At 72.1% G+C, this 22,042-nt stretch carries 20 protein-coding genes; 12 read left to right on the top strand and 8 right to left on the bottom strand.

Annotated elements, in window-relative coordinates:
- Positions 1 to 582, bottom strand: coding sequence for a hemerythrin domain-containing protein (locus tag BBH68_RS21135; RefSeq protein ID WP_065964922.1), 582 nt, complete (start codon positions 580 to 582; stop codon positions 1 to 3).
- Between the two features lie 197 nt (positions 583 to 779).
- On the opposite strand from BBH68_RS21135, the gene BBH68_RS21130 reads away from it, so the two are divergent.
- Positions 780 to 1,007 carry a DUF5133 domain-containing protein gene (locus tag BBH68_RS21130; RefSeq protein WP_065964870.1) on the top strand — a complete coding sequence of 76 codons (228 nt, stop codon included), beginning with the start codon at positions 780 to 782 and terminating at the stop codon, positions 1,005 to 1,007.
- Between the two features lie 22 nt (positions 1,008 to 1,029).
- Positions 1,030 to 1,407 (top strand): TraR/DksA family transcriptional regulator, encoded by a 378-nt coding sequence (locus BBH68_RS44075; protein ID WP_065964921.1) that lies wholly within the window; start codon positions 1,030 to 1,032, stop codon positions 1,405 to 1,407.
- A 15-nt stretch (positions 1,408 to 1,422) separates the two neighbouring features.
- Here BBH68_RS44075 and BBH68_RS21120 read toward each other — a convergent pair whose 3' ends face one another.
- Positions 1,423 to 1,989, bottom strand: a complete 567-nt coding sequence (locus BBH68_RS21120) for a Uma2 family endonuclease (protein ID WP_065964869.1) — start codon at positions 1,987 to 1,989, stop codon at positions 1,423 to 1,425.
- 72 nt (positions 1,990 to 2,061) lie between these two features.
- On the opposite strand from BBH68_RS21120, the gene BBH68_RS41265 reads away from it, so the two are divergent.
- The 4 genes from BBH68_RS41265 (at position 2,062) to BBH68_RS21105 (ending at position 4,262) form a co-directional block, all read left to right on the top strand.
- Positions 2,062 to 2,214, top strand: coding sequence for a tetratricopeptide repeat protein (locus BBH68_RS41265; protein ID WP_245738185.1), 153 nt, complete (start codon positions 2,062 to 2,064; stop codon positions 2,212 to 2,214).
- 9 nt (positions 2,215 to 2,223) lie between these two features.
- Positions 2,224 to 3,150, top strand: a complete 927-nt coding sequence (locus tag BBH68_RS21115) for a UbiA family prenyltransferase (protein ID WP_079151114.1) — start codon at positions 2,224 to 2,226, stop codon at positions 3,148 to 3,150.
- Positions 3,151 to 3,321: 171 nt separating this feature from the next.
- Positions 3,322 to 3,876: a GH25 family lysozyme gene (locus tag BBH68_RS21110; protein ID WP_065964866.1), complete on the top strand. Its 555-nt coding sequence runs from the start codon at positions 3,322 to 3,324 to the stop codon at positions 3,874 to 3,876.
- 77 nt (positions 3,877 to 3,953) lie between these two features.
- Complete coding sequence (locus BBH68_RS21105; protein ID WP_065964864.1) at positions 3,954 to 4,262, top strand: hypothetical protein; 309 nt, start codon at positions 3,954 to 3,956, stop codon at positions 4,260 to 4,262.
- Between the two features lie 46 nt (positions 4,263 to 4,308).
- On the opposite strand, the gene BBH68_RS21100 is transcribed toward BBH68_RS21105, so the two are convergent.
- The 5 genes from BBH68_RS21100 to BBH68_RS21080 form a co-directional block, all read right to left on the bottom strand.
- Positions 4,309 to 4,524, bottom strand: coding sequence for an EF-hand domain-containing protein (locus tag BBH68_RS21100; RefSeq protein ID WP_065964862.1), 216 nt, complete (start codon positions 4,522 to 4,524; stop codon positions 4,309 to 4,311).
- An 81-nt stretch (positions 4,525 to 4,605) separates the two neighbouring features.
- The gene (locus BBH68_RS21095; RefSeq protein WP_065964859.1) at positions 4,606 to 5,223 is read right to left on the bottom strand and encodes an N-acetylmuramoyl-L-alanine amidase; all 618 of its coding nucleotides are present in this window, start codon (positions 5,221 to 5,223) and stop codon (positions 4,606 to 4,608) included.
- A 476-nt stretch (positions 5,224 to 5,699) separates the two neighbouring features.
- Positions 5,700 to 6,203 (bottom strand): ATP-binding protein, encoded by a 504-nt coding sequence (locus tag BBH68_RS21090; RefSeq protein WP_245738184.1) that lies wholly within the window; start codon positions 6,201 to 6,203, stop codon positions 5,700 to 5,702.
- Positions 6,204 to 6,491: 288 nt separating this feature from the next.
- A complete protein-coding gene (locus BBH68_RS21085) occupies positions 6,492 to 7,259 on the bottom strand; it encodes an enoyl-CoA hydratase/isomerase family protein (RefSeq protein WP_065964857.1) in 768 nt (255 codons plus the stop codon).
- 140 nt (positions 7,260 to 7,399) lie between these two features.
- The gene (locus tag BBH68_RS21080; protein WP_065964855.1) at positions 7,400 to 8,632 is read right to left on the bottom strand and encodes a L,D-transpeptidase; all 1,233 of its coding nucleotides are present in this window, start codon (positions 8,630 to 8,632) and stop codon (positions 7,400 to 7,402) included.
- Positions 8,633 to 8,939: 307 nt separating this feature from the next.
- On the opposite strand from BBH68_RS21080, the gene glgX reads away from it, so the two are divergent.
- From glgX to BBH68_RS21065, 3 genes are read left to right on the top strand one after another with little or no spacing between them, the layout of a single operon-like run.
- A complete protein-coding gene (gene glgX, locus BBH68_RS21075) occupies positions 8,940 to 11,321 on the top strand; it encodes a glycogen debranching protein GlgX (RefSeq protein WP_065964853.1) in 2,382 nt (793 codons plus the stop codon).
- A gap of 35 nt (positions 11,322 to 11,356) precedes the next feature.
- Positions 11,357 to 13,309 carry an ABC transporter ATP-binding protein gene (locus BBH68_RS21070; protein ID WP_245738182.1) on the top strand — a complete coding sequence of 651 codons (1,953 nt, stop codon included), beginning with the start codon at positions 11,357 to 11,359 and terminating at the stop codon, positions 13,307 to 13,309.
- Complete coding sequence (locus BBH68_RS21065) at positions 13,306 to 15,207, top strand: ABC transporter ATP-binding protein (RefSeq protein WP_065964852.1); 1,902 nt, start codon at positions 13,306 to 13,308, stop codon at positions 15,205 to 15,207. The genes BBH68_RS21070 and BBH68_RS21065 overlap by 4 nt, the downstream gene beginning before the upstream one ends.
- Before the next feature lie 49 nt (positions 15,208 to 15,256).
- Here BBH68_RS21065 and BBH68_RS21060 read toward each other — a convergent pair whose 3' ends face one another.
- Positions 15,257 to 15,781: a DinB family protein gene (locus BBH68_RS21060; RefSeq protein WP_065964849.1), complete on the bottom strand. Its 525-nt coding sequence runs from the start codon at positions 15,779 to 15,781 to the stop codon at positions 15,257 to 15,259.
- 489 nt (positions 15,782 to 16,270) lie between these two features.
- Between BBH68_RS21060 and BBH68_RS21055 the strand changes: the two genes are divergently transcribed.
- From BBH68_RS21055 to BBH68_RS21045, 3 genes are all read left to right on the top strand, one after another.
- Positions 16,271 to 18,493: a M4 family metallopeptidase gene (locus BBH68_RS21055; protein ID WP_065964917.1), complete on the top strand. Its 2,223-nt coding sequence runs from the start codon at positions 16,271 to 16,273 to the stop codon at positions 18,491 to 18,493.
- 418 nt (positions 18,494 to 18,911) lie between these two features.
- A complete protein-coding gene (locus BBH68_RS21050) occupies positions 18,912 to 20,519 on the top strand; it encodes a M4 family metallopeptidase (protein WP_104531363.1) in 1,608 nt (535 codons plus the stop codon).
- A 130-nt stretch (positions 20,520 to 20,649) separates the two neighbouring features.
- On the top strand, positions 20,650 to 22,042 hold a 1,393-nt coding region (locus BBH68_RS21045), incomplete at its 3' end, for a M4 family metallopeptidase (protein WP_065964847.1).

Below are 22,042 nucleotides of genomic sequence, written 5' to 3'. Positions count from 1 at the left end.
TTATCCCTCTTCCCTGCCCTTCGGTTGCTTGCCGCGTCCGGTGACCAGATCACGGGCCCGGTCGACCAGCCCCGCCCCGGGGGCGAGGAGCTTGAGCGCCGGAGCGCTGTCCGGCGCGCCCGGGTGCGGCCTGGTGGGCGCGGTCTTCTTCGCGCTGCGTACCTTCTCCCCCAGCTCGTGCAGGGCCTCCTTGTCGCAGGCCCGGCGCAGCTGCGGGAAGAGGTTCGTCTCCTCGTCACGAACGTGGCTCGTGACCTCTGTCTTCAGTTTGCGCACAAGGACGTCGAAGTCGGAAGCGTCCGCGTCGCGCCCCTCCAGGTCCTTGAGCAGCCGCTCGACCGTGCCGTGGTCGGCGATCTCCTTGTCGGCGGTCGCGTCACCGTCCGGCAGGTGGCGCCGGACGGCCGGATAGAGGTACTCCTCCTCGGCAACCGAATGCCGTACCAATTCGATGGTCACCTGGTCCACCAGGCGTTTCCGCTCTGGGCTTCCCGCAGCGGCGGCCCCGATCTGCTCGAAGAGCCGGTCCACCTCGCGGTGGTCCCGGGTCAGCTCTTCGATGACGTCTCCGCCGTGCCCCACTACCATCACAACCTTTCTGGTCCGGTTCCCGTGGACACCGCTCCTGGTGCCCGTGGACACCACGTAACCGGGTCCCCGCCATTTCCCGCCTCTAACACCACTGGGACCTCTCGAAACACGAGGGCATACGCGTTCACCCGGCGGGTATCCGAGCTTCCGCTCACCCCTGTAACGGTTCTGCGCCCCAAGGAGGCCCCATGCTGATGGCACACCCCGCGGTCCTGCGCAACCTCGTCCAGCAGTACGAAACCCTGCGCGCGCTGAACGCCGAGGAAGGCAGCCCCGAAGTACGGCAGCGCATGGACGACGTCGCCTACACCCTGTGCGTCTCCACCGGGACCCGGGACGTGGACGCGGCCCTCATCGCCGCCCGCCACCGGCTCCCCGGCGCCCGCGTCGAGGACGACTCCCTTGTGGCCAACTGACGGCGGGACCGGCTTGACCACCATGAACAGCACACCCCCGCGCGAGAGCCCCCTCGGGCCGCAGGACCTCGATGAGGCGGCCGCCGTACTGTCCGACCTGCGCGACCGCCTCCGCGCGGAGATCGCCGACGCGCGGAAAACCGAGTCGGCCGTCCGCGGCGACTGCGTCCTCGACGCCGCGGACGCCGGCGCCACCACCCTCGCCATCGAGGAACTCCACACCCGCGCCGACGCCGCCACCGCCCTCCTGGAACGGACCCTCGCCGCCCTCACCCGCATCCAGGACGGCACCTTCGGCACCTGCGCCACCTGCGGCGCCCCCATCGGCCGGGAGCGGGTGCTGGCCGTACCGCACGCCGAGCGGTGCGTCGCCTGCACCGAGCGGCAGAGCAGGGCCTGAGCGACGGGCCGGTGGCTACATCTGGCCGAGGTCGATGTCCACCGGGAACGGAGCCGTTGCCTTCACCACTCCGGTGAACACGTCTCCGTCCCGGTAGACCCTGGTGGCGGGGTCCAGGACGTACGTGTACACCAACGGAACGCCGGTGGCGGCCTGCTCGACCCGCCAGTAGAAGGCAATCCCGGCCTTCGCGTACTGATCCACCTTCACGATCCGGTCCGTGGTCTCCGAACCCGGCGACACGACCTGGGCGACCAGCAGCACATGCTCGGGGCGGGTGGGCGTGACGTCGATCGTCTCCGCGCGGTACACGACCACGTCCGGGCGCTGATTGGTGAGCGGCACGTCCTGCAGGCGGACGTCGAAGTCCGTGTCGGCGTTCCACTCGGGTCCGGCGGCGGCGTCCAGGGCGTTCGCGAGGATCCGGGCCAGGCGGTTGTGCCGCTTGGACGCGCTTGGGCTTACGACGACCATCCCGTCCACGATCTCGACGCCCGCGCACTGCTCCTCGGACCAGGAGTCGTACTGCTCGGCGGTGATCTGCTGGTGCATCCACGCGGGAGCGACCATCTCGGCGGTCATGACTCACCTCCCTGACCGTGCACTACGCGGGTCCGTGCTGATGGGCTCAGCGTACTGGAGCAGGACCTCGGGTTGGGCCGCCCTGCCGAAGCCCTCCCACTGGCACACCGGGCCCTGACCATCACCGAGACCATCCTCGGCCCCGGTCACCCCGACACCGCCACCCGCCGGGACGACCTCGCCGCGCTGCGACGCGTTCTCGCCGGCGAAGGGGACGACGGCTAGATTCTGCCCATGCCCCCAGGCTCACAGGCCGCATCGGCCACCCCCGACGGTCCGTTACCCCGGCCGTCTCCGCACGTCGCCGCCGCACGGGTGGCCTGGCTGTGTCTTCGCGAGGCGCGCCCCGTGGTCCAGGTGGTCTTCCTCGCCCGCTTCGCCGTCGGGGCCCTCGGGGCCTGGCCCGGCGAGCACTTGTCCGCGGCGCGGGTCGCCGTCGGGGCCCTCGCCTCGTTCTGCGCCACCGCTTCGGCCTATCTGCTCAACGGCGTGATGGACCTGCCGGAGGACCGGGCCAACGGCTCGCGGCGGCCGCTGGCGTCCGGCGCGCTGTCCGTCCGCGCGGCCGCGTGGGCGATCGGCGTCCTGACCGCGGCCGCTCTGCTGCTCGGCGTCGGCGATCCGGGCCTCCTGCTGTGCATCGGCGGAATGCTGTTCTTCGGCTGGGCGTATTCCGCGCCGCCGCTCAGCGCGAAGCGGCGCAGCTGGTCGTCGTCGTTGTCGGTGATCGGCGTGGGGCTGTGCACGTACGGGGCCGGGGCGCAGGCCGCGGGCGGGGCGCCGCGGCCGGGGTTCTGGCTGGTCGCCGGCGTGATGTCGGCGTGGATGGGTCTGGTGGGGGCGTTCGCGAAGGATCTGGGCGACATCCCCGGGGACCGGGAGGGCGGGCGCCGCACGCTCGCGGTGGTCCGCGGCGAGAGGGCGGCGCGGACGGTCACGGCGGTCTGCGCCCCGGCGGTGGCCCTGGCGTTCGCCGTGGGCGCCGCCGTCTGGGATCCGCCGCTGCTGGGCGCGGCCGCGGTGCTGGCGGGGGGCGCGGGCTGGGTCTCCTGGTTGTGCCGGCATCCCGCCGCCGGGCGGGAACGCGCCCCGTACCGCGCCTTCATGGCCGGCCAGTACGTCACTCATCTGGCGATCGCGGCCGTGTTTCTGCTGAGCTGATGAGAAGTCGGGTCGGGTCGCCCAGGAAACGACTCGTCCGGGGAACGGCTGGTCCAGGGCACGGCTCGCCGCGTAGAGACGGATGACGCCCCTCGACGGTGCGGACGGCGCCGCGCCGGGCATGACAAGGACAACAGGGGACATCCGGCACGGCAATCCAAGGCAGGCAGCATGCTGCGGGGCATCGACGTCAGTTCGCACCAGTCCAGCTTCGACCCGGACGGACAGGCCTTCGTCTTCATCAAGGCCACCGAGGGCCGCTCCTACATCAACCCACGTCAGTCCGCGCAGGCCGCCCGCGCCCGCGCGGCGGGGTGCGTGGTCGGCTTCTACCACTTCCTGTGGCCGGGCAACATCGCGGCGCAGGCGGCCTATTTCGTGGAGAAGTGCGCCTCCCGGTCGCACGACCTGCTCGCCGTGGACTGGGAGACCACCTCCGAGGGCACCCACGCGAGCAATGCCGAGAAGGACCGGTTCATACGGGAGGTCAAGAAGCTCCGCCCCGGGCACCGGGTGCTGCTGTACTGCAACCGCACGTACTGGCTGAACGTCGACACCACCTCGTACGCCGGGGACGGGCTGTGGATCGCCGACTACGTGACGGCGGGCGAGCCGCGCATCAAGGCGACGTGGCGGATCCACCAGTACACCGACCACCCGGTGGACAAGAACGTGGCGCGCTTCGACAGCAAGGCCGACCTGCAAGCCTGGGCCCGGAAGGAGTAGCCGGGAGCAGATGGGGGCGGCTGGGAGCGGGTGGGGCAGCCGGGGCGGCTGTCGGTGGCGGCACCTACCCTTCCGGTATGAGCTACGCAGACCTGCGCGAACTCCGCAGCGCGCTCACCACCGCGTCGGACATCGCCTTCTCGCTGGACGCCGCGCCCTCCGGACAGGAGACCGAGCTGCTCGTCGACGCCCTGCGCCGGGCGCTGGCCGCCGCCGGCGCGCTGGGCGCGGAGCACGGCGCGACGGGCTGCCCGGAGCATCCGCGCGGCGCCGTGGACCCGCTGTACGGGGACAAGGACGACCCGCTGCCGCCGGGGTACGGCCGCTGCCTGCTGTGCAACGACCGCCGGCGGCGGGCGAGCGCGCAGCGGCGCGGCTGGCGGTGATCCGCCGGCCGCGCCGCCGGTCGTGCCTACGTAGGGTCGGCCTGGTTCAGCCCTTGTTCTGGGACGCCCAGAACTCCTCGAAGGAGAGCAGTCCGTCACCGTTGGAGTCATGGGAGTTGATCACGGCCTGGGCGACCGGCTCCGTGACATACGGGTCCCCCAGCTGAGCCATCACGCTCTTGTACTCGGCCGCGCTGATCAGCCCGTCCCCGTTGAGGTCGTACCGCTCGAACGCCTTCCGCGCCGCCTCGATGTCCGCCACGTGATCCGCCCCTTCTGTGCGCTTGTCTGACCCGCACAGATTAGCGGTCCGCTGTCCGCGCCGGGCCGCGCGGCCCGCGCGTCAGGCCGCCTTGACCAGGGCCATGTAGCGGTCCCAGTCCCAGTACTTGCCGGGGTCGGTGTGGGTGGCGTTCGGGACCTCGTTGTGGCCGATGATGTGGGTCCGGGTCTTGGGCACGCCGTAGCGGTCGCAGATGGCGGCGGTCAGGGTCGCGGAGGACTCGTAGAGCGCGTCGGTGAAGTACTCGGGCTTGTCCACCCAGCCCTCGTGCTCGATGCCGATGCTGCGGTTGTTGTAGTCGCGGTTGCCCGCGTGCCAGGCGACGTCCTTCTCGCGCACGAACTGGCCGATGTAGCCGTCGGCCGAGGCCACCATGTAGTGGGCGGAGACCTGCTTGGCCGGGTCCTGGAAGATCTTCATCGCGTCCGGGAACGTCTCCTGCGTCACATGGATGACGACGAAGTCGATCGGATACGAGGTGGGACGGCTGGAGACCCGGTAGTTCGAGGTGCTGGCCGGGATCCAGTGGGTGGGTGGGTAGGCGACAGCGGCCCGGACGCGTCTCGCGTCGGCCCGCGCGGGGGTCGTGGCGGCGGTGAGCCCGGCGGCGGCGGCGCCGAGGTAGGCGCCGGAACGCAGCAGGGTACGGCGGGAAGGGGTGCGGCCGTGCGTTTCCATGGGGGGTCTCCCGGGATCCATAGCCGTGACAGTGGGGGGGGTGTGACGCGCGTAGCGCGGTTCCATGGTGGGGTGTCGGCAGGGCCATGCCAAGGATTGAGAGGCAAAGAAAGAATTCGCGTCACGGTATGGACCACTGGAAATTCCCTACCGAAAATGGCCACCCAAAGGAAAGACGACTCCATTACCCATTATTAACAAGGTGAGTGTCGCACCTCACCTTTGATTGATTTGGTGGCTGGATCTGGTCTCTGCGATAGTGAGGCACGCGACCCCCCGTCGACCCGAGCGAGGTCGTTCACCCCACTGCCACGGATGACACCCCTTTCCATCCGCGGCGGCACGAAAGAGGCCCCGCGCCGTCGCGAACCGACGGTGGGGGCCTCTTCGGCTTGGGGCCGCCGGGCCGGAAGGGCCGCAGGCGGGGTGCGGTCAGGGTGCGGTCCCGGCTCGGTCGGGGCTCGGTCAGGGTGCGGTCAGGGCTCTGTCACCCGCATCTCGAACCAGGTCGTCTTGCCGCGCGGCAGCAGATCCGCCCCCCACCGCTGGGCGAGCAGGTCCACCAGCCACAGCCCCCGCCCGCTCGTGTCGAGCTCGGCCACCGGGAGCAGACAGGGCAGCCCGCGCGAGGGGTCGCGCACCTCCACCCGGATCCAGCCACGCCGCCGCAGCATCCGCAGCCCGAAGGTGCGGGCGCCGGTGTGCCGGACCGCGTTGCCCACCAGCTCCGACACCAGCAGCACCGCGTGTTCGGCCAGCTGGGGGCTCAGGCCCCAGTCACGCAGCACCACACATTCGGCCAGCCGGCGGGCGGCGCCCGCCGACTCCGGGCGGGACGGCAGCCGCACCTCGTCGACCGCGGGGTTTCCGAACAGCTCCACCGCCCTGGCGGCCGACTCGTCGTCGGCGGAAGGTGCCCGGGAAGGCGCGGCCGTACCGGTGCGCCGCTGCGGCTGCTCCATACCCTCCAAGCCCGCCATGCCCCCCATCATGGCCGTCCGGCATACCGTCCGGGGCGGAACCAGGGGATTCCAGAACACCGGGGCCCTAGGCTCCACAAACCGGCTCCAACGTGTGCCAGCGACCGTCAGATGCCCCAAATACCGCGCCTGACCTGCGATGTCACGGCGCGTACGCACGATCACCCAGCGTACCGGACCGGCTCGTCCCAGGGCTCGCGGGTGGGGAAACAAATTCGCCCGCACGGGGCATGCTCACCCGCGCGGGGGTACGGCTCGCCCGGGCGGCGGGGCCGCCCGGGCCACCGCTCAGCGGAACGTGGCCTTGCCCGGCCCCTCCTCCACGAAGCTCCGCATCCCGATCTCGCGGTCCTCGGTGGCGAACAGCCCCGCGAACCAGCTCCGTTCGATGGCCAGACCGGTCTCCAGGTCGGTCTCCAGGCCCGCGTCCACCGCCTCCTTGGCCGCGCGCAGCGCGATCGCGGGTCCCCGCGCCAGCCGGGCCGCCCACGCGTGCGCCTGCTCGTAGACCTCCGCCGCCGGTACGACGCGGTCCACCAGACCGAGCGCCAGCGCCTCGTCGGCCGTCACCTGACGGCCCGTGAAGATGAGGTCCTTGGCGCGGGAGGGGCCGATCAGCCGGGCGAGGCGCTGGGTGCCGCCCGCGCCCGGGATCAGGCCGAGCAGGATCTCCGGCTGGCCGAGCTTGGCGTTCTCGGCGGCGATCCGGTAGTCGGCGCACAGCGCCAGCTCGCAGCCGCCGCCGAGGGCGTAGCCGGTGACGGCGGCGACGACGGGCTTGGGGATCCGGGCGATGGCGGTGAAGGAGTCCTGGAGGGCGCGGGACCTGGCCACCATCCCGGCGTGGTCCATGTCCCGCATCTCCTTGATGTCCGCGCCGGCCGCGAACACCTTCTCGCCGCCCCAGATCACCACGGCCCGTACGTCGTCGCGGCCGGTCACCTCCTCGGCGAGCTCCCGCAGCCGGTCCTGCGTGGCGATGTCCAGCGCGTTCATGGGCGGACGGTCCAGCCGGATGGTGCCGACGCCCTCGGCGACCTCGAGGTTCACAGTCATGAGCGCAGGTTAGCGTCCGTTAGCACGCCGCCCACACCCTCCCCGCGCCTCCCGCTGTCCCTCCTGGTCGTCGCCACGGCCTTCCGCTACGGCCTTCCGCTACGGCCTGCCGCTCCTGGTCGGCCTTTACTGGCCGGCCTTTACTGGTCGGCCTTCCACTTCTTCCACGACATGTTCCAGCCATTGAGCCCGTTGTCCGGCTGGATGGTGCTGTCGTGCGAGTTCTTCACCACGACCACGTCACCGATGATCGAGTTCCGGAAGAACCAGGCCGCCGGGGTCGACTTGGAGCCGCCGCCCCGCTGGTCGAAGAGGCCGACGCAGCCGTGGCTCACGTTCGCCGAGCCGAAGGTCGCCTGGCCCGCCCAGTAGTTGCCGTGGATGAAGGTCCCCGAGGTGGACAGGCGCATCGCGTGCGGCACGTCCTTGATGTCGTACTCGCCGTCGAAGCCGACCGTGGCCCCGTTCATCCGGGTCACCGCCAGCCGCTCGCTGATGACCATCTTGCCGTTGTACGTCTCGTGGCCGGGCGCGCCGGAGGTGATGGGGAGCGTCCTGATGGTCTTGCCGTCCCGCTTGACCACCATCTTCTTGCTCTTGGCGTCGACCACGGAGACCTGGCTGCGGCCGATGGTGAACTTCACGGTCTTCTTCTGCTCGCCGTAGACGCCCGGCCGGCCCTCCACGCCGTCCAGGTCCATGCTGAGGGTGACCTTGGTGCCCGGCGCCCAGTACTTCTCCGGCCGGAAGTCCAGCCGGTCGTTGCCGAACCAGTGGCCCTCGATCGGCACCGACGGGGAGGCCGAGACCTTGAGCCCCTGCTCCACGGCCTTCGGGTCCGTGATGCCCCGGGAGAAGCGGATCGAGACCGGCATGCCGACGCCGACCGTCGAGCCGTCCTCCGGGGTGTATGTCCCGAGGAACGTCTGCTTGGGCCGGAGCGTGGTGAAGGAGGAGCGCTTGGCCGCCGTCAGGCCCTGGGCGTCCTTGGCGACGGCGTCCACCGTGTAGGTGGTCGCGGAGCCCAGGTGGTGGGTGGGCCGCCAGGTGCTGCCGTCCTCGGTGATCTTCCCGTCGATCGCGTGGCCCTTGGTGTCCTTGACCTTGACGGAGGTGAGCCGGCCCTTGGCCGAGGTCACCTTGAGCGCGCCGTGGGTGTTGACGCCCTTCGCGCCGTCCTTGGGCGCTATCGCCACGACGGCGCGCGAGGTCTTCCGGCCGCCCCCGCCCTTGTCGCCGTCCGCGCCCTTCTTCCCGTCGTCCGACCCGCCGTCACCGCCACAGGCGGCCACGACCAGCAGCATCGTCCCGACCATCAGCGCGAGGAACCCCCTGCGGCCCCGCGCCGCGAACGCCCCCGATACCGGCTGCATTTCCACTACGGCTCTCCCCTCCGCCCGCACCGCTCCCCGCGGCACCCCCGTACAGAGCGCGCACGCGCGCATGGCGACAGGTAATCACACGCCGGTGACAGCGGGCTCCCGATCAAGGTCACGGTTCAGTCCCAGGTAAGACCCTCAAGTCCCAGGTAAGCCCCTCAGTCCCAGGTGAGACCCCGTGGCCCTGGGAGCGCCGGGCGAAACGTGAGCGTTGCCCCGATCGCGGGCAGAACAGGTGAGAGGGCGGGGGAACGCCGGGGCCGAAGCCGGAGCCGGAGCCGCGAAAGCCGGAGGCGACACGTTGTCGAACGCAGCCGATCACAGGACGGCCCACAACGGGCTGCCGAGGCCACGCCCGGGCGCGGCGGCCGTCGAGCGGGGCGGCCGCCGCGCGGACTCCGGGCCGTCCGGGGCGCCCGCGAGCCCGGCCGCCGCGCCCGGCGGGCCGGCCGGCGGCGCCCCGGTGTGGCCGGGGAGCGCCCAGCCGCTCGGGGCGCGGGTGCGGACCGGGCCCGGCGGGGTGACCGGCACCAACTTCGCGCTGTGGGCGCAGGGCGCGGAGGCCGTGGAGGTGTGCCTGTTCGACGACGAGGGGCATGAAACCCGCTGTCCGCTCACCGAGCGGACCGACGAGATCTGGCACGGCTTCCTGCCCGGCGTGCCGGCCGGGCAGCGGTACGGATACCGGGTGCACGGCCGCTGGGACCCGTGGATGGGCGCCCGCTGGAACCCCGCCAAGCTGCTGCTGGACCCGTACGCCCGCGCCGTGGACGGCGACTTCGGGGGCGCGGGGATCGTCCCCCGGGAGTGGCGGGGCCCGCTGCCGCCCGAGGTCTACGGCCATGTGCGGGACTGGCCGCAGCAGCACGTCGCCGACACCGTGCGCGACGACCGCGACTCGGCGCCGTACGTCCCCAAGGGCGTGGTCGTCGGCGACGACGCCCCCGACGGGCCGCCCGACGAGTGGATCGACGACCGGCGCCCCAAGACCCCCTGGGCCGACACCGTCATCTACGAACTGCATGTGCGCGGCTTCACCAAGCGCCACCCCGGCGTCCCGCCCGAGCTGCGCGGCACCTACGCGGGGCTCGCGCACCCGGCCGCGATCGAGCACCTCACCCGGCTCGGGGTGACGGCCGTGGAGCTGCTGCCGGTGCACCAGTTCGCCCACGAGGACCACCTGCTGCGGCGCGGCCTGAGCAACTACTGGGGCTACAACTCCATCGGCTACTTCGCGCCGCACGGCGCGTACGCGGCGAGCGGGACCCGCGGCGCGCAGGTCGGGGAGTTCCGGCGGATGGTGCGCGCGCTGCACGAGGCGGGCATCGAGGTGATCCTCGACGTGGTCTACAACCACACCGCGGAGAGCGGCGAGCTGGGCCCCACCCTCTCGCTGCGCGGCATCGACAACCGCGGCTACTACCGGCTCCAGCAGGACCCGCGCCGCTACACCGACTACACCGGCTGCGGGAACACCCTCCATGTGATGCACCCCCAGGTGCTACGGATGATCACGGACTCGCTGCGCTACTGGGTGACCGAGATGGGCGTGGACGGCTTCCGCTTCGACCTCGCCGCCACCCTCGCCCGCGCCATGGACGACGTGGACATGCTCTCCCCCTTCCTGGCCGTGATCGCCCAGGACCCGGTGCTGCGCCGCGTCAAGCTGATCGCCGAGCCGTGGGACGTGGGCTCCGGCGGCTACCAGGTCGGCGCCTTCCCCCCGCTGTGGACGGAGTGGAACGACCGCTACCGCGACGCGGTGCGCGACTTCTGGCGCGGCGCCCTGCCGGACGTGCGCGACCTCGGCTACCGGCTGTCCGGCTCCAGCGACCTGTACGCGTGGGGCGGCCGCGGGCCGTACGCCTCGGTCAACTTCATCACCGCCCACGACGGCTTCACCCTCCGCGACCTGGTCAGCTACGACCGCAAGCACAACGAGGCCAACGGCGAGGGCAACCGCGACGGCACCGACGACAACCGCTCCTGGAACTGCGGCGCCGAGGGCGAGACCGACGACCCGGCCGTCCGGGCGCTGCGCCGCCGCCAGCTGCGCAACCTGCTCAGCACGCTGCTGCTGTCCACCGGCGTCCCGATGCTGGTCGCGGGCGACGAGATGGGCCGCACGCAAGGCGGCAACAACAACGCGTACTGCCAGGACAACGAGACCGGGTGGGTGGACTGGTCGCTGCTCGAGGACCCGGGCTGGCGGTCACTCACCGACCTCACCGCCCGCCTCGTCGCGCTGCGCCGCGGCCACCCCGTACTGCGCCGCCGGACCTTCTTCTCCGGCCATGCGCAGGGCCCCGACGGGCTGCGCGACCTGGCCTGGTTCACCGCGCGGGGCACGGAGATGACCGAGCCGGACTGGTACGCGCCGACCGCCGCGCTGGGCCTGTACCTGTCCGGCCGCGACATCCCGCAGCGCGACGAGCGGGGCGGCCCGATCACCGACGACAGCTTTCTGGTGCTGCTGCACGCGGGCCCCGAGCCGGTGGAGTTCGCCCTCCCCGGGCCGCCGTGGGCCGCCTCGTACGAACTCCTCGTCGACACCTCGCGGGAGGACCAGCACGCGCCCCCGGGCACGCCGCACCGCGCCGGCTCACGGATCGAGCTGCCCGGGCGCTCGGTGCTGCTCCTACGCGCCGTCACGGCGGCGGAGGGCGGCCGGAAAACCGAGTGAGCGCTGTCGGTGCCGGACCGTAGTCTCGGCGGGTGATGGCTGCCACAGGTGAACGACTCGGGGAAGCGGAGAGCGAGCGGGACACCGAACGCGGGGGAGGCGACCGGGGGGCCGAGCGGGGAGACGACCGGGGGGCCGAGCGGGGAGCCGGCCGGGATACCGGGCGGGGAGGCGGGCGGGGGCGCTCGGCCACCCGCTCGCTGGCGCGCCTGTGGCCGTATCTGCGCCCGGTCGGCGGGCGCTTCTTCACGGCCGCCGGGGTCGCGGTCGTCGCCTCCTGTCTGGGCCTGGTCATCCCGCTCGTGCTCAAGTGGCTGGTGGACGGGCCGGTGGCCGACCGGGACCCGGGCGGGGTGTGGCTGGGCGGCGCGCTGCTGCTGGCGCTCGGGATCGGGGAGGCGGGGCTCTTCGGGGTGCGGCGCTGGCTGGTGGCCCGGCCGCTGGCCTTCGTGGAGGCCACGATGCGCGCCGACCTGTACCGGCACCTCCAGCGGCTGCCGGTCTCCTTCCACGACCGCTGGGCGTCCGGGCAGCTCCTCTCGCGCGCGACCACCGACCTGATGCTGCTGCGGATGTTCCTCGCCTTCCCCCTCACCTTCCTGGTGGTCAACGGGGTGACGGTCCTCGTCGGGTTCGCCATCCTGCTGGCGCAGGAGTGGACGCTGGGCCTGATCCTCCTCCTCCCCGCCGTCCCGCTGGTGATCCTGTGCTCCGTCTTCGAGACGCGGTACGCGGTCGTCGCCCGCTCCGTCCAGGACCAGACCGGCGATCTGACCACGGTGGTCGAGGAGGGCGTGCTCGGCATCCGCATCGTCAAGGGCTTCGGGCGCCACCGCAGCCAGGCGCGAGCCTTCAAGGCGCTGACGGAGCGGGTCCGCTCGACGGAGCTGCACAAGGCGCGGCTGCTGGCGATGATCTGGGCGCTGATCATGACCCTGCCGGAGCTGGCGATCGGCGCCGCCCTGGTCCTCGGCACGATGCGGGTCGCCGACGGCGAGTTGTCGGCGGGCACGCTCGTCGCCTTCCTCTCCACGGCGCTGACGCTGCGCTGGCCGGTGGAGTCGCTGGGCTTCCTGCTGGCGATGAGCCAGGACGCGGCGACGGCGACGGACCGGTTCTTCGAGGTGATGGACGAGCCGGCGGCGGAACACCCGACGGTGGAACAGCCGAAGGCCGAGCAGTCAAGGGCGGAACAGTCGACGGCGGAACGGCCGAAGGGCGAGCAGCCGACGGCAGAGCAGCCGGACGGGCTGCGTTTCGCGGGCGTGGAGTTCCGCTACGCGGACGCGCCGCCCGACGCCCCGCCCGTGCTGGCCGGGGTGGACCTGCACATCCGCTCCGGCGAGACCATGGCCCTGGTCGGGGCGACCGGCTCGGGCAAGACCACGCTCACCGCCCTGGTGCCGCGCCTGCACGAGGCGACGGGGGGCCGGATCACCCTCGACGGGCGGGACATCACCACCCTGCCCCGGGAGGAGCTGCGCGGGCTGGTCGCCGTCGCGTTCGAGGAGCCCACGCTGTTCTCCGCGACGGCCGGGGAGAACGTCCTGATGGGCGCCGCCGACGCCGAGCGGGCCGACCTCGCGCGGGCGCTCGAGGTGGCCCAGGCCGACTTCGTGCACGCGCTGCCCCAGGGCACCGACACCCAGGTCGGCGAGCAGGGGTTGAGCCTGTCGGGCGGACAGCGCCAGCGCCTCGCCCTGGCGCGGGCCGTCGTCGGGCGGCCCCGCTTCCTCATCCTCGACGATCCGCTGTCCGCGCTGGACGTGCACACCGAGGCGCTGGTGGAGGCCGCGCTCCGCCAGGTCCTGGCCACGACGACGGCGCTGGTCGTCGCCCACCGCCCGTCCACCGTGCTGCTCGCCGACCGCGTCGCCCTGCTCTCCGGCGGCCGTATCGCCGCGGTCGGCACCCACCATCAACTGCTGTGCGACAGCGCGGAGTACCGGTCGCTGATGTCCGGTGACGAGCGGGAGGAGCACCGATGACCCAGACCGCGACCGGCCCCGGCAAGGGCACCGGCACCGGCACCGACGCCAAGGACGCCGAGAGCGCCAGGGCCGGGGCCTCCGGCGCACCCGGGGCGGCGCCGGACGGCGACCCCTTCGACCGGGACGTGCTGCCCGCCCCGAAGGGCGCCTCCCTCGCCCTGCTGCGCTCGCTGCTCTCCCCGCGCCGCCGCCGGGTCTGGGTGGCGGCCGTCCTGCTGCTCCTGCAGCAGGCCGCGGTGCAGGCCGGCCCGCTGCTCGTCGCGTACGCCATCGACACCGCCGTGCCCGCCCTGCGCGACGGCGGCCACGGCCCCCTCGTCGCCGTGGCCGCCGCCTACCTCGGCTGCGCGCTCGCCTCCGGGGCGCTGCAGTACGCCTTCATCCGCACCTCCGCCCGGATCAGCCAGGACGTGCTGCTGGATCTGCGGGGCAGGATCTTCCGCCACGCCCAGGCGCTCAGCGTGGACTTCCACGAGCGCTACACCTCCGGCCGGCTGATCTCGCGCGCCACCACGGACGTCGAGTCGCTGCGCGAGCTGCTCAACGAGGGCCTTGAGGAGCTGCTCGGCGTCGCGCTCGCCGGCGTGTACATCTCCGTGACGCTGCTGTACCTGGACTGGGGTCTGGGCGCCGCGGCCCTGCTCTCCTTCTGGCCGCTGTACCTCCTGGTCCGCTCCTTCCAGCGCCGCTCGATGCGCGTCTACCGCAAGCGGTCCACGGCCACCGCCGCGGTCATCGTCAAGTTCGCCGAGACCATGAACGGCATCCGGCCGGTGCAGGCCTTCCGCCGGGAGCGGGTCAACGACGCGCACTTCCACGAGCTCAACCACCGCCACGAGCGGATCAACGGGGACGCGATCCTGGAGATGGCCCGCTATGTGGTCAGCTCCCGGATGGTCGCCAACGCGGCGGTGGCCGCGATCGTCCTGTGGGGCGCCCACCGGGTGGCCTCGGGGGGCCTGGCGCTGGGCGTGCTGGCCGCGGCCGCGCTCTATCTGCGCAGGCTCTACGACCCCATCGACCGCCTGGGGATGTTCCTGAACTCCTATCAGTCCGCGGCCGCCTCCCTGGAGAAGATCGCGGGGCTGCTCGCCCAGCGGCCCTCCGTCGCCGAGCCCGCCGACCCCCGCCCGCTGCCGCCGCGCTCCTCGGGGCTGCCCGGCCGCGAGGTGGTCTTCGACGGCGTGCGGTTCGCCTACCGCACGGGCGGCGAGGTGCTGCCCCGCTTCGACCTCACCCTGCCGGCCGGGCAGACCGTGGCCGTGGTGGGCGCGACCGGCGCGGGCAAGTCCACACTCGCCAAGCTGCTCGCCCGCTTCTACGACCCCACCGACGGCCGGGTCCTGCTCGACGGCGTGGACCTGCGCGAGCTGGCCACGCCGGAGCTGCGCCGCGGCGTGGTGATGGTCACGCAGGAGGCGTTCCTGTTCTCCGGTACGGTCGCCGACAACATCGCCCTCGGCCGCCCCGACGCCGGCCGCGCCGACATCGAGCAGGCGGCCAGGGCCATCGGCGCCCACGACTTCATCGCCGCCCTGCCCGACGGCTACGACACGGACGTGCGCAAGCGCGGCGGGCGGATCTCGGCCGGGCAGCGCCAGCTCGTGGCCTTCGCCCGGGCGCTGCTCGCCGACCCCTCGGTGCTGATCCTGGACGAGGCGACCTCCTCGCTCGACATCCCGGGTGAGCGCGCGGTGCAGCGCGCCATGCACACGGTGCTCCACGGCCGCACCGCCGTCGTCATCGCGCACCGGCTGTCGACGGTGGAGATCGCCGACCGGGTGCTGGTGATGGCGGACGGCCGGATCGTCGAGGACGGCTCGCCGAAGGAACTCATCGCGGGCGAGGGCCGCTTCGCGGCGCTGCACCAGGCGTGGCGGGAGAGCCTGGCCTGACCTCCGGGTACCAGCCCCGTCCGAGCGCCGTACGCACGTGGGGTCCCGCTCACTCCCCGACCGTGCCGTCGGCCAGCTCCCGGACGACGTCGAGCTGCCCGGCGTGCCGGGCGTACTCCTGCAGCAGGTGGAAGAGGATCCAGCCGAGCGCCGGGGCCTCGGCCTCGGTGGCGAAGCGGCCGCCGGGGCGGGCCCGGCGGTCGAGGGGGACGCCGGCCACGGTCCGGCGCGACCAGGCGCACTGCTCCTCGAAGCGCGCCCGGACCTCCGCCGGCGGCAGGTCCTCGGGGACGTGCCAGCGGTCGTCGGGGCCCCGGTCCCCCCAGGGGGCGTCCACCGGCTCGCCGAGGAACCCCCAGCGCAGCCAGCGCCGTTCGACGTGGGTGAGGTGGTGGAGCAGCTCCAACGGGGTCCAGCCGGAGGGGAGTCGGGTGGTGCGCAGCTCGGTCTCGCCGAGGCCGTCGAGCTTGTGGAGGACGACGCCGCGGTAGTAGTCGAGGTAGGCGTCGAGCATCTCGCGGGGGTCGGTGAGGGTGCTGGGCGGCTCGTCGATGGGGTTCACGGGGGTCGGCATGGCGCGATGGTACGGGCGCGCGCCGATGCCCCCTCCCGACGCCCCCCGCCCGCCCCCGCGCCGGCACCGGCCCCGCCACCCGCGCCGACACCGGTCCGGCCACCGGCCCCGACGCCGGCCCCCGCATCCGAAATCCGAACACCCGCCACATGTCAACGGACACTTTCCGGCCAAGTTTTTGTCGCGCTCCTGACAGGTCACGTCCACCGGTGGCACCCTTCCCTCGATCGGTGCACAGCTCCCCCACAGCTCGCCGCTGGGCCCCGACACCCTCGGCACCCGCTTTCGCACGTTCCCCCCATGCGTTCTGCCTCGCCATGCCCGGACGGCCTCACCCGGCCGCCCGGTGGTACCCGGTCGCGCCACCGCGCGGCCAGCGCAGAAGGAGCCAGTGTGAGACCGACCTCCGAACGCCCCCACAGACCCCCGACCTCCCACACACCCCGCCGGCGCGCCGTCGCGACCGGCGCCCTGGTCGCGGCGGCGGCCATGCTCGCCGTCGGCGTGCAGACCGGCCCCGCGGCCGCCCGCCCGGGCGACACGGCCCCGGCCGCCCGCACCACCTTCGCCAAGCCGGACCCCGGCGCCCTGCCGGTGGCGCTGTCCCCCGCCCGCCGCGCCGAGCTGATCCGCGCGGCCGACGCCGACAAGTCCGCCACCGCCAAGGCGCTCGGCCTCGGCGCCAAGGAGAAGCTGGTCGTCAAGGACGTCACCAAGGACGCCGACGGCACCCTCCACACCCGCTACGAGCGCACGTACGACGGCCTGCCCGTCCTCGGCGGCGACCTGGTGGTCGAGGAGTCCAGGAGCGGCGCCGTGCGGTCGGTCGCCAAGGCGACCAAGGCGCGGGTCAAGGTCGCCGACACCACCGCCACCGTCGCGCCCGCCACCGCCGAGAAGGCGGCGGTGAAGGCGGCGAACGCGCAGGGCTCGCGGAAAACGGAGGCCGAGCGGGCGCCGCGCAAGGTGATCTGGGCGGCCAAGGGCACGCCCACGCTCGCGTACGAGACGGTCGTCGGCGGCCTCCAGGAGGACGGCACGCCGAACGAGCTGCACGTCATCACCGACGCGACCACCGGCGCCAAGCTCTTCGAGTTCCAGGGCGTCAAGGAGGGCACCGGCAACAGCCAGTACAGCGGGCAGGTCACCCTCGGCACCTCGGGCGGCTCGGGCTCGTACAACCTGACCGACGCGGGCCGCGGCGGCCACAAGACGTACAACCTCAACCGGGGCACCTCGGGGACCGGCACGCTGTTCACCGACGCCGACGACGTCTGGGGCAACGGGACGACCGGGGACGCCGCGACCGCCGGTGTGGACGCGCACTACGGCGCCGCGCTGACCTGGGACTACTACAAGAATGTGCACGGCCGCACCGGCATCAGGGGCGACGGTGTCGGGGCGTACTCCCGGGTCCACTACAGCAGCAACTACGTCAACGCCTTCTGGCAGGACTCCTGCTTCTGCATGACGTACGGCGACGGCTCGGGCAACGCCAAGCCGCTCACCTCGATCGACGTCGCGGCCCACGAGATGACCCACGGCGTCACCTCCGCGACCGCCAACCTCACCTACAGCGGGGAGTCCGGCGGCCTCAACGAGGCGACCTCGGACATCTTCGCCGCCGCCGTCGAGTTCAACGCCGCCAACGCGAGCGACCAGGGCGACTACCTGGTCGGCGAGAAGATCGACATCAACGGCGACGGCACCCCGCTGCGCTACCAGGACAAGCCCAGCAAGGACGGGGCGTCCAAGGACAACTGGTACTCCGGGGTCGGCGGCGTCGATGTGCACTACTCCTCCGGCATCGCCAACCACTTCTTCTACCTGCTGTCCGAGGGCAGCGGCGCGAAGGTGATCAACGGGGTCAGCTACAACAGCCCGACCTACGACAACCTGCCGGTCCCCGGGATCGGGCGGGCCAACGCCGAGAAGATCTGGTTCAAGGCGCTCACCCAGCGCATGACGTCCAACACCAACTACGCGGGGGCGCGGGACGCCACCCTGTGGGCGGCGGGCGAGCTGTTCGGCCAGGCCAGCCCCGAGTACAACACGGTGGCCAACACCTGGGCGGCGGTCAACGTCGGGTCGCGGATCGTCGAGGGTGTCTCCATCACCCCGCCCGGTGACCAGACCAGCATCGTCAACCAGGCCGTCAGCCTGCAGATCACGGCGACCAGCTCCAACCCGGGCGCGCTCACCTACGCCGCCTCCGGGCTGCCCGCCGGGCTGTCGATCAACTCCTCGACCGGTCTGATCTCCGGCACCCCGACCACCACCGGATCCGGCACCGTGACGGTCACCGTGACCGACTCGGCCGGCAAGTCGGCCACGGCCTCCTTCACCTGGACGGTGAACACCACCGGCGGCAACGTCTTCGAGAACACCACGGACGTCGCCATCCCCGACGCGGGGGCCGCGGTCACCTCCCCGATCACGGTGAGCCGGGCCGGCAACGCGCCGTCCAACCTTCAGGTGGGCGTGGACATCGTGCACACCTACCGCGGCGACCTGGTGATCGACCTGGTGGCGCCGGACGGTACGGCCTACCGGCTCAAGAACTCCAGCTCCCTGGACTCGGCGGACAACGTGAAGACGACCTACACCGTCGACGCCTCCTCCGAACAGGCCGTCGGCACCTGGAAGCTGCGGGTGCAGGACGTCTACGCGCAGGACACCGGCTACATCAACAGCTGGAAGCTGACCTTCTGAGCAATCCGGCCAGGCAATCCGGCCGGGTAATCCGACCAGGCAATCCGGCCAGGTAATCCGGCCATGGACAGGCGCCGCCAGGGGTGACCCGACTCCCCCTGGCGGCGCCTCATGTGCCGTCCGGAGCCACCCAAAAACGTTCCGCATTCCGAAAATTGATCAACGCTAAACGAACATTTTCCCGCCCACCTGCGCCGATCCCCGTGACATGTACGCGCCTTGTATGACAGTCTGCCCACGCGATCGCATCCGCACCTCTTGTTCAGGCCCGGGCGGCTCTTCCCCGCCGCCCGGTCCTGACCCCCCACAGCAACGAGGAGTTCGCGTGAGCAAGACCTCGAACCTGCCCGTTTCCCCCACGCATTCCCCCGCGCACGGCCGCGGCAAGCGCCGCGCGGCGTCCGCCGCCGGTGCCGCGATGGTGGTGGCGGCCCTGCTGGCCACCGGCGTCACCGCCGGCCAGGCCGGCGCCGCGACCACCGGCGCGGCCACCACGGGCGACGGCGCCACAGCCGGCGCGCGGCCCGCCGTCCTCACCGCCCCGGCCCGCGCCCAGCTGCTGCGCGACGCCGACACCGCCAAGGCCGCCACCGCCAAGGCGCTGGGCCTCGGCGCCAAGGAGAAGCTGGTCGTCAAGGACGTCGTGAAGGACGCCGACGGCACCGTCCACACCCGCTACGAGCGCACCTACGACGGCCTGCCCGTCCTCGGCGGCGACCTCGTCGTCCACACGAGCCCCCGCGGCACCGTCAAGGGCGTCACCAAGGCGGTCAAGGCCACCATCGCGGTCCCCTCCACGACCGCCGAGGTGACCCCGGCCTCCGCCGCGCGGGCCGCGGTCAAGCGCGCCCGGGCGGACGACGCCCGGCACGCCACCGCCGACGGCGCCCCGCGCAAGGTGATCTGGGCCGCCGGCGGCAAGCCCGTCCTCGCGTACGACACCGTCGTCGGCGGCGTGCAGAAGGACGGCACCCCCAACCGGCTGCACGTCATCACCGACGCGGCCACCGGCGAGAAGCTGTACGAGTACCAGGGCATCGAGACCGGCAGCGGCACCAGCCAGTACAGCGGCACGGTGGAGCTCGGCACCGCCAAGGACGGCAGCGGCTACACCCTGACCGACGCCGACCGCGGCGGCCACCGGACCACCGACCTCAAGGGCGCCGAGTCCGGCGAGGGCGCGGCCTTCGCGGACGACGACGACACCTGGGGCACCGGAAAGGCCGACGACCCGCAGACCGCGGCCGTCGACGCCCACTACGGCGCCGCCCTCACCTGGGACTACTACAAGAACGTGCACGGCCGCGACGGCATCGCGGGCGACGGCAAGGGCGCGTACTCGCGGGTCCACTACGGCCACGGCTACGTCAACGCGTTCTGGGACGACAGCTGCTTCTGCATGACGTACGGCGACGGCCAGGACGACAAGGCCCCGCTCACCTCGATCGACGTCGCGGCCCACGAGATGACCCACGGCGTCACCTCCGCCACCGCCGGGCTGGAGTACAGCGGCGAGTCCGGCGGCCTCAACGAGGCCACCTCCGACATCTTCGCCGCCGCCGTGGAGTTCAACGCCAAGAACGCGAGCGACCCCGGCGACTACCTGGTCGGCGAGAAGATCGACATCAACGGCGACGGCACCCCGCTGCGCTACATGGACAAGCCCAGCAAGGACGGCGGCTCCGCGGACAACTGGTCCGACGGCGTCGGCGACCTGGACGTCCACTACTCCTCCGGCGTCGCCAACCACTTCTTCTACCTGCTGTCGGAGGGCAGCGGCGCCAAGGAGGTGGGCGGCGTCACGTACGACAGCCCGACCGCCGACGGCTCGAAGGTCGAGGGCATCGGCCGCGACAAGGCCGAGAAGATCTGGTTCAAGGCGCTCACCACGTACTTCACCTCCACCACCGACTACCACGCCGCGCGCGAGGCCACGCTGAAGGCCGCGAGCGACCTGTACGGCGCGGACAGCGCCGAGTACAAAGGCGTGAATTCGGCGTGGGCCGGAGTGAACGTCACGGCGTAAAAACGCATCAGACAAGGTGCACCACATAGCCGGTGCCCGGGGCCCGTTCCCGGGCACCGTCATGTTTCCGCACCTTGTTCCGCCGGGCGGCCACATCGGCGCCCGGCACCCCACAGCAACAGGAGACAACGTGACGCAAGGATCGACCTCCGGCAGATCGAGCACCTCCCCGATATCCCGCGCCACCGCGCGCAGGCGCTCCCGTACCGTCGTCGCCGCGGGGGCGGCGACGCTCACCGGAGCCCTGATCGCGGCCACCTTCACCGCCGGCACCGCGGGCGCGGCCACCCCGCCGCCCACCGCGGCCGGCGCCCCGTCCCTCGCGCTCTCCCCCTCCGTCCGCGCTGAGCTGCTGCGCGAGGCCGACGCCACCACGGCCGCCACCGCCCGCTCCCTCGGGCTCGGCGCCAAGGAGAAGCTGGTCGTACGGGACGTCATCAAGGACGCGGACGGCACCGTCCACACCCGCTACGAGCGGACCTACGACGGGCTGCCGGTGCTCGGCGGCGACCTGGTCGTCCACAAGTCGGCGAGCGGCACGGTCCAGGAGGTCACCAAGGCCACCGAGGCCACCATCAAGGTCGCCGACACCCAGGCCGCGATCACCCCGTCCGGCGCCGAGCGGACCGCCGTACGGGCCGCCAAGGCCGAGGCCGGCGCCAAGTCGGACACCACCGGCAGCGCCCGCAAGGTCATCTGGGCCGCCAGTGGCAAGCCCGTCCTCGCGTACGAGACCGTCGTCGGCGGCTTCCAGGAGGACGGCACCCCCAGCAAGCTGCACGTCATCACCGACGCCGACACCGGCAAGAAGCTGTACCAGTACCAGGCCGTCCAGAACGGCACCGGCAACGGCCAGCACAACGGCAAGGTCACCGTCGGCTCCACCAAGAGCGGCAGCCAGTACCTGCTCAAGGACACCGCCCGCGGCGGCCACATGACCTACAACCTCAAGCACGCCGAAGAGGGCAAGGGGTCGAAGTTCCTGGACGCCGACGACGTCTGGGGCAACGGCAAGCCGACCATCGCCCAGACCGCCGCCGTCGACGCCCACTACGGCGCCGCCAAGACCTGGGACTACTACAAGAAGGTCCTCGGCCGCAACGGCATCCAGAACAACGGCAAGGCCGCCTACTCGCGCGTCCACTTCGGCAACGAGTACGTCAACGCCTTCTGGGACGACGACTGCTTCTGCATGACGTACGGCGACGGCGAGGGCAACAAGAAGCCGCTCACCCAGCTCGACGTCGCCGGCCACGAGATGAGCCACGGCCTGACCGCCGCGACCGCGAAGCTCGAGTACAGCGGTGAGGCGGGCGGCCTCAACGAGGCCACCTCCGACATCTTCGGCACGGCCGTCGAGTTCTACGCCAAGAACGCGAAGGACCCCGGCGACTACCTCATGGGCGAGAAGATCGACATCAACGGGGACGGCACCCCGCTGCGCTACATGGACAAGCCCAGCAAGGACGGCCTGTCCTACGACTACTGGTCCAGCAGCATCGCCCAGGACGACCCGCACTTCA

The organism is Streptomyces sparsogenes (assembly GCF_001704635.1).
GTDB classification, from domain to species: domain Bacteria; phylum Actinomycetota; class Actinomycetes; order Streptomycetales; family Streptomycetaceae; genus Streptomyces; species Streptomyces sparsogenes.
The sequence above is the reverse complement of the archived record's forward strand: the minus strand, read 5'-3'. Positions and strand labels throughout refer to the sequence as shown.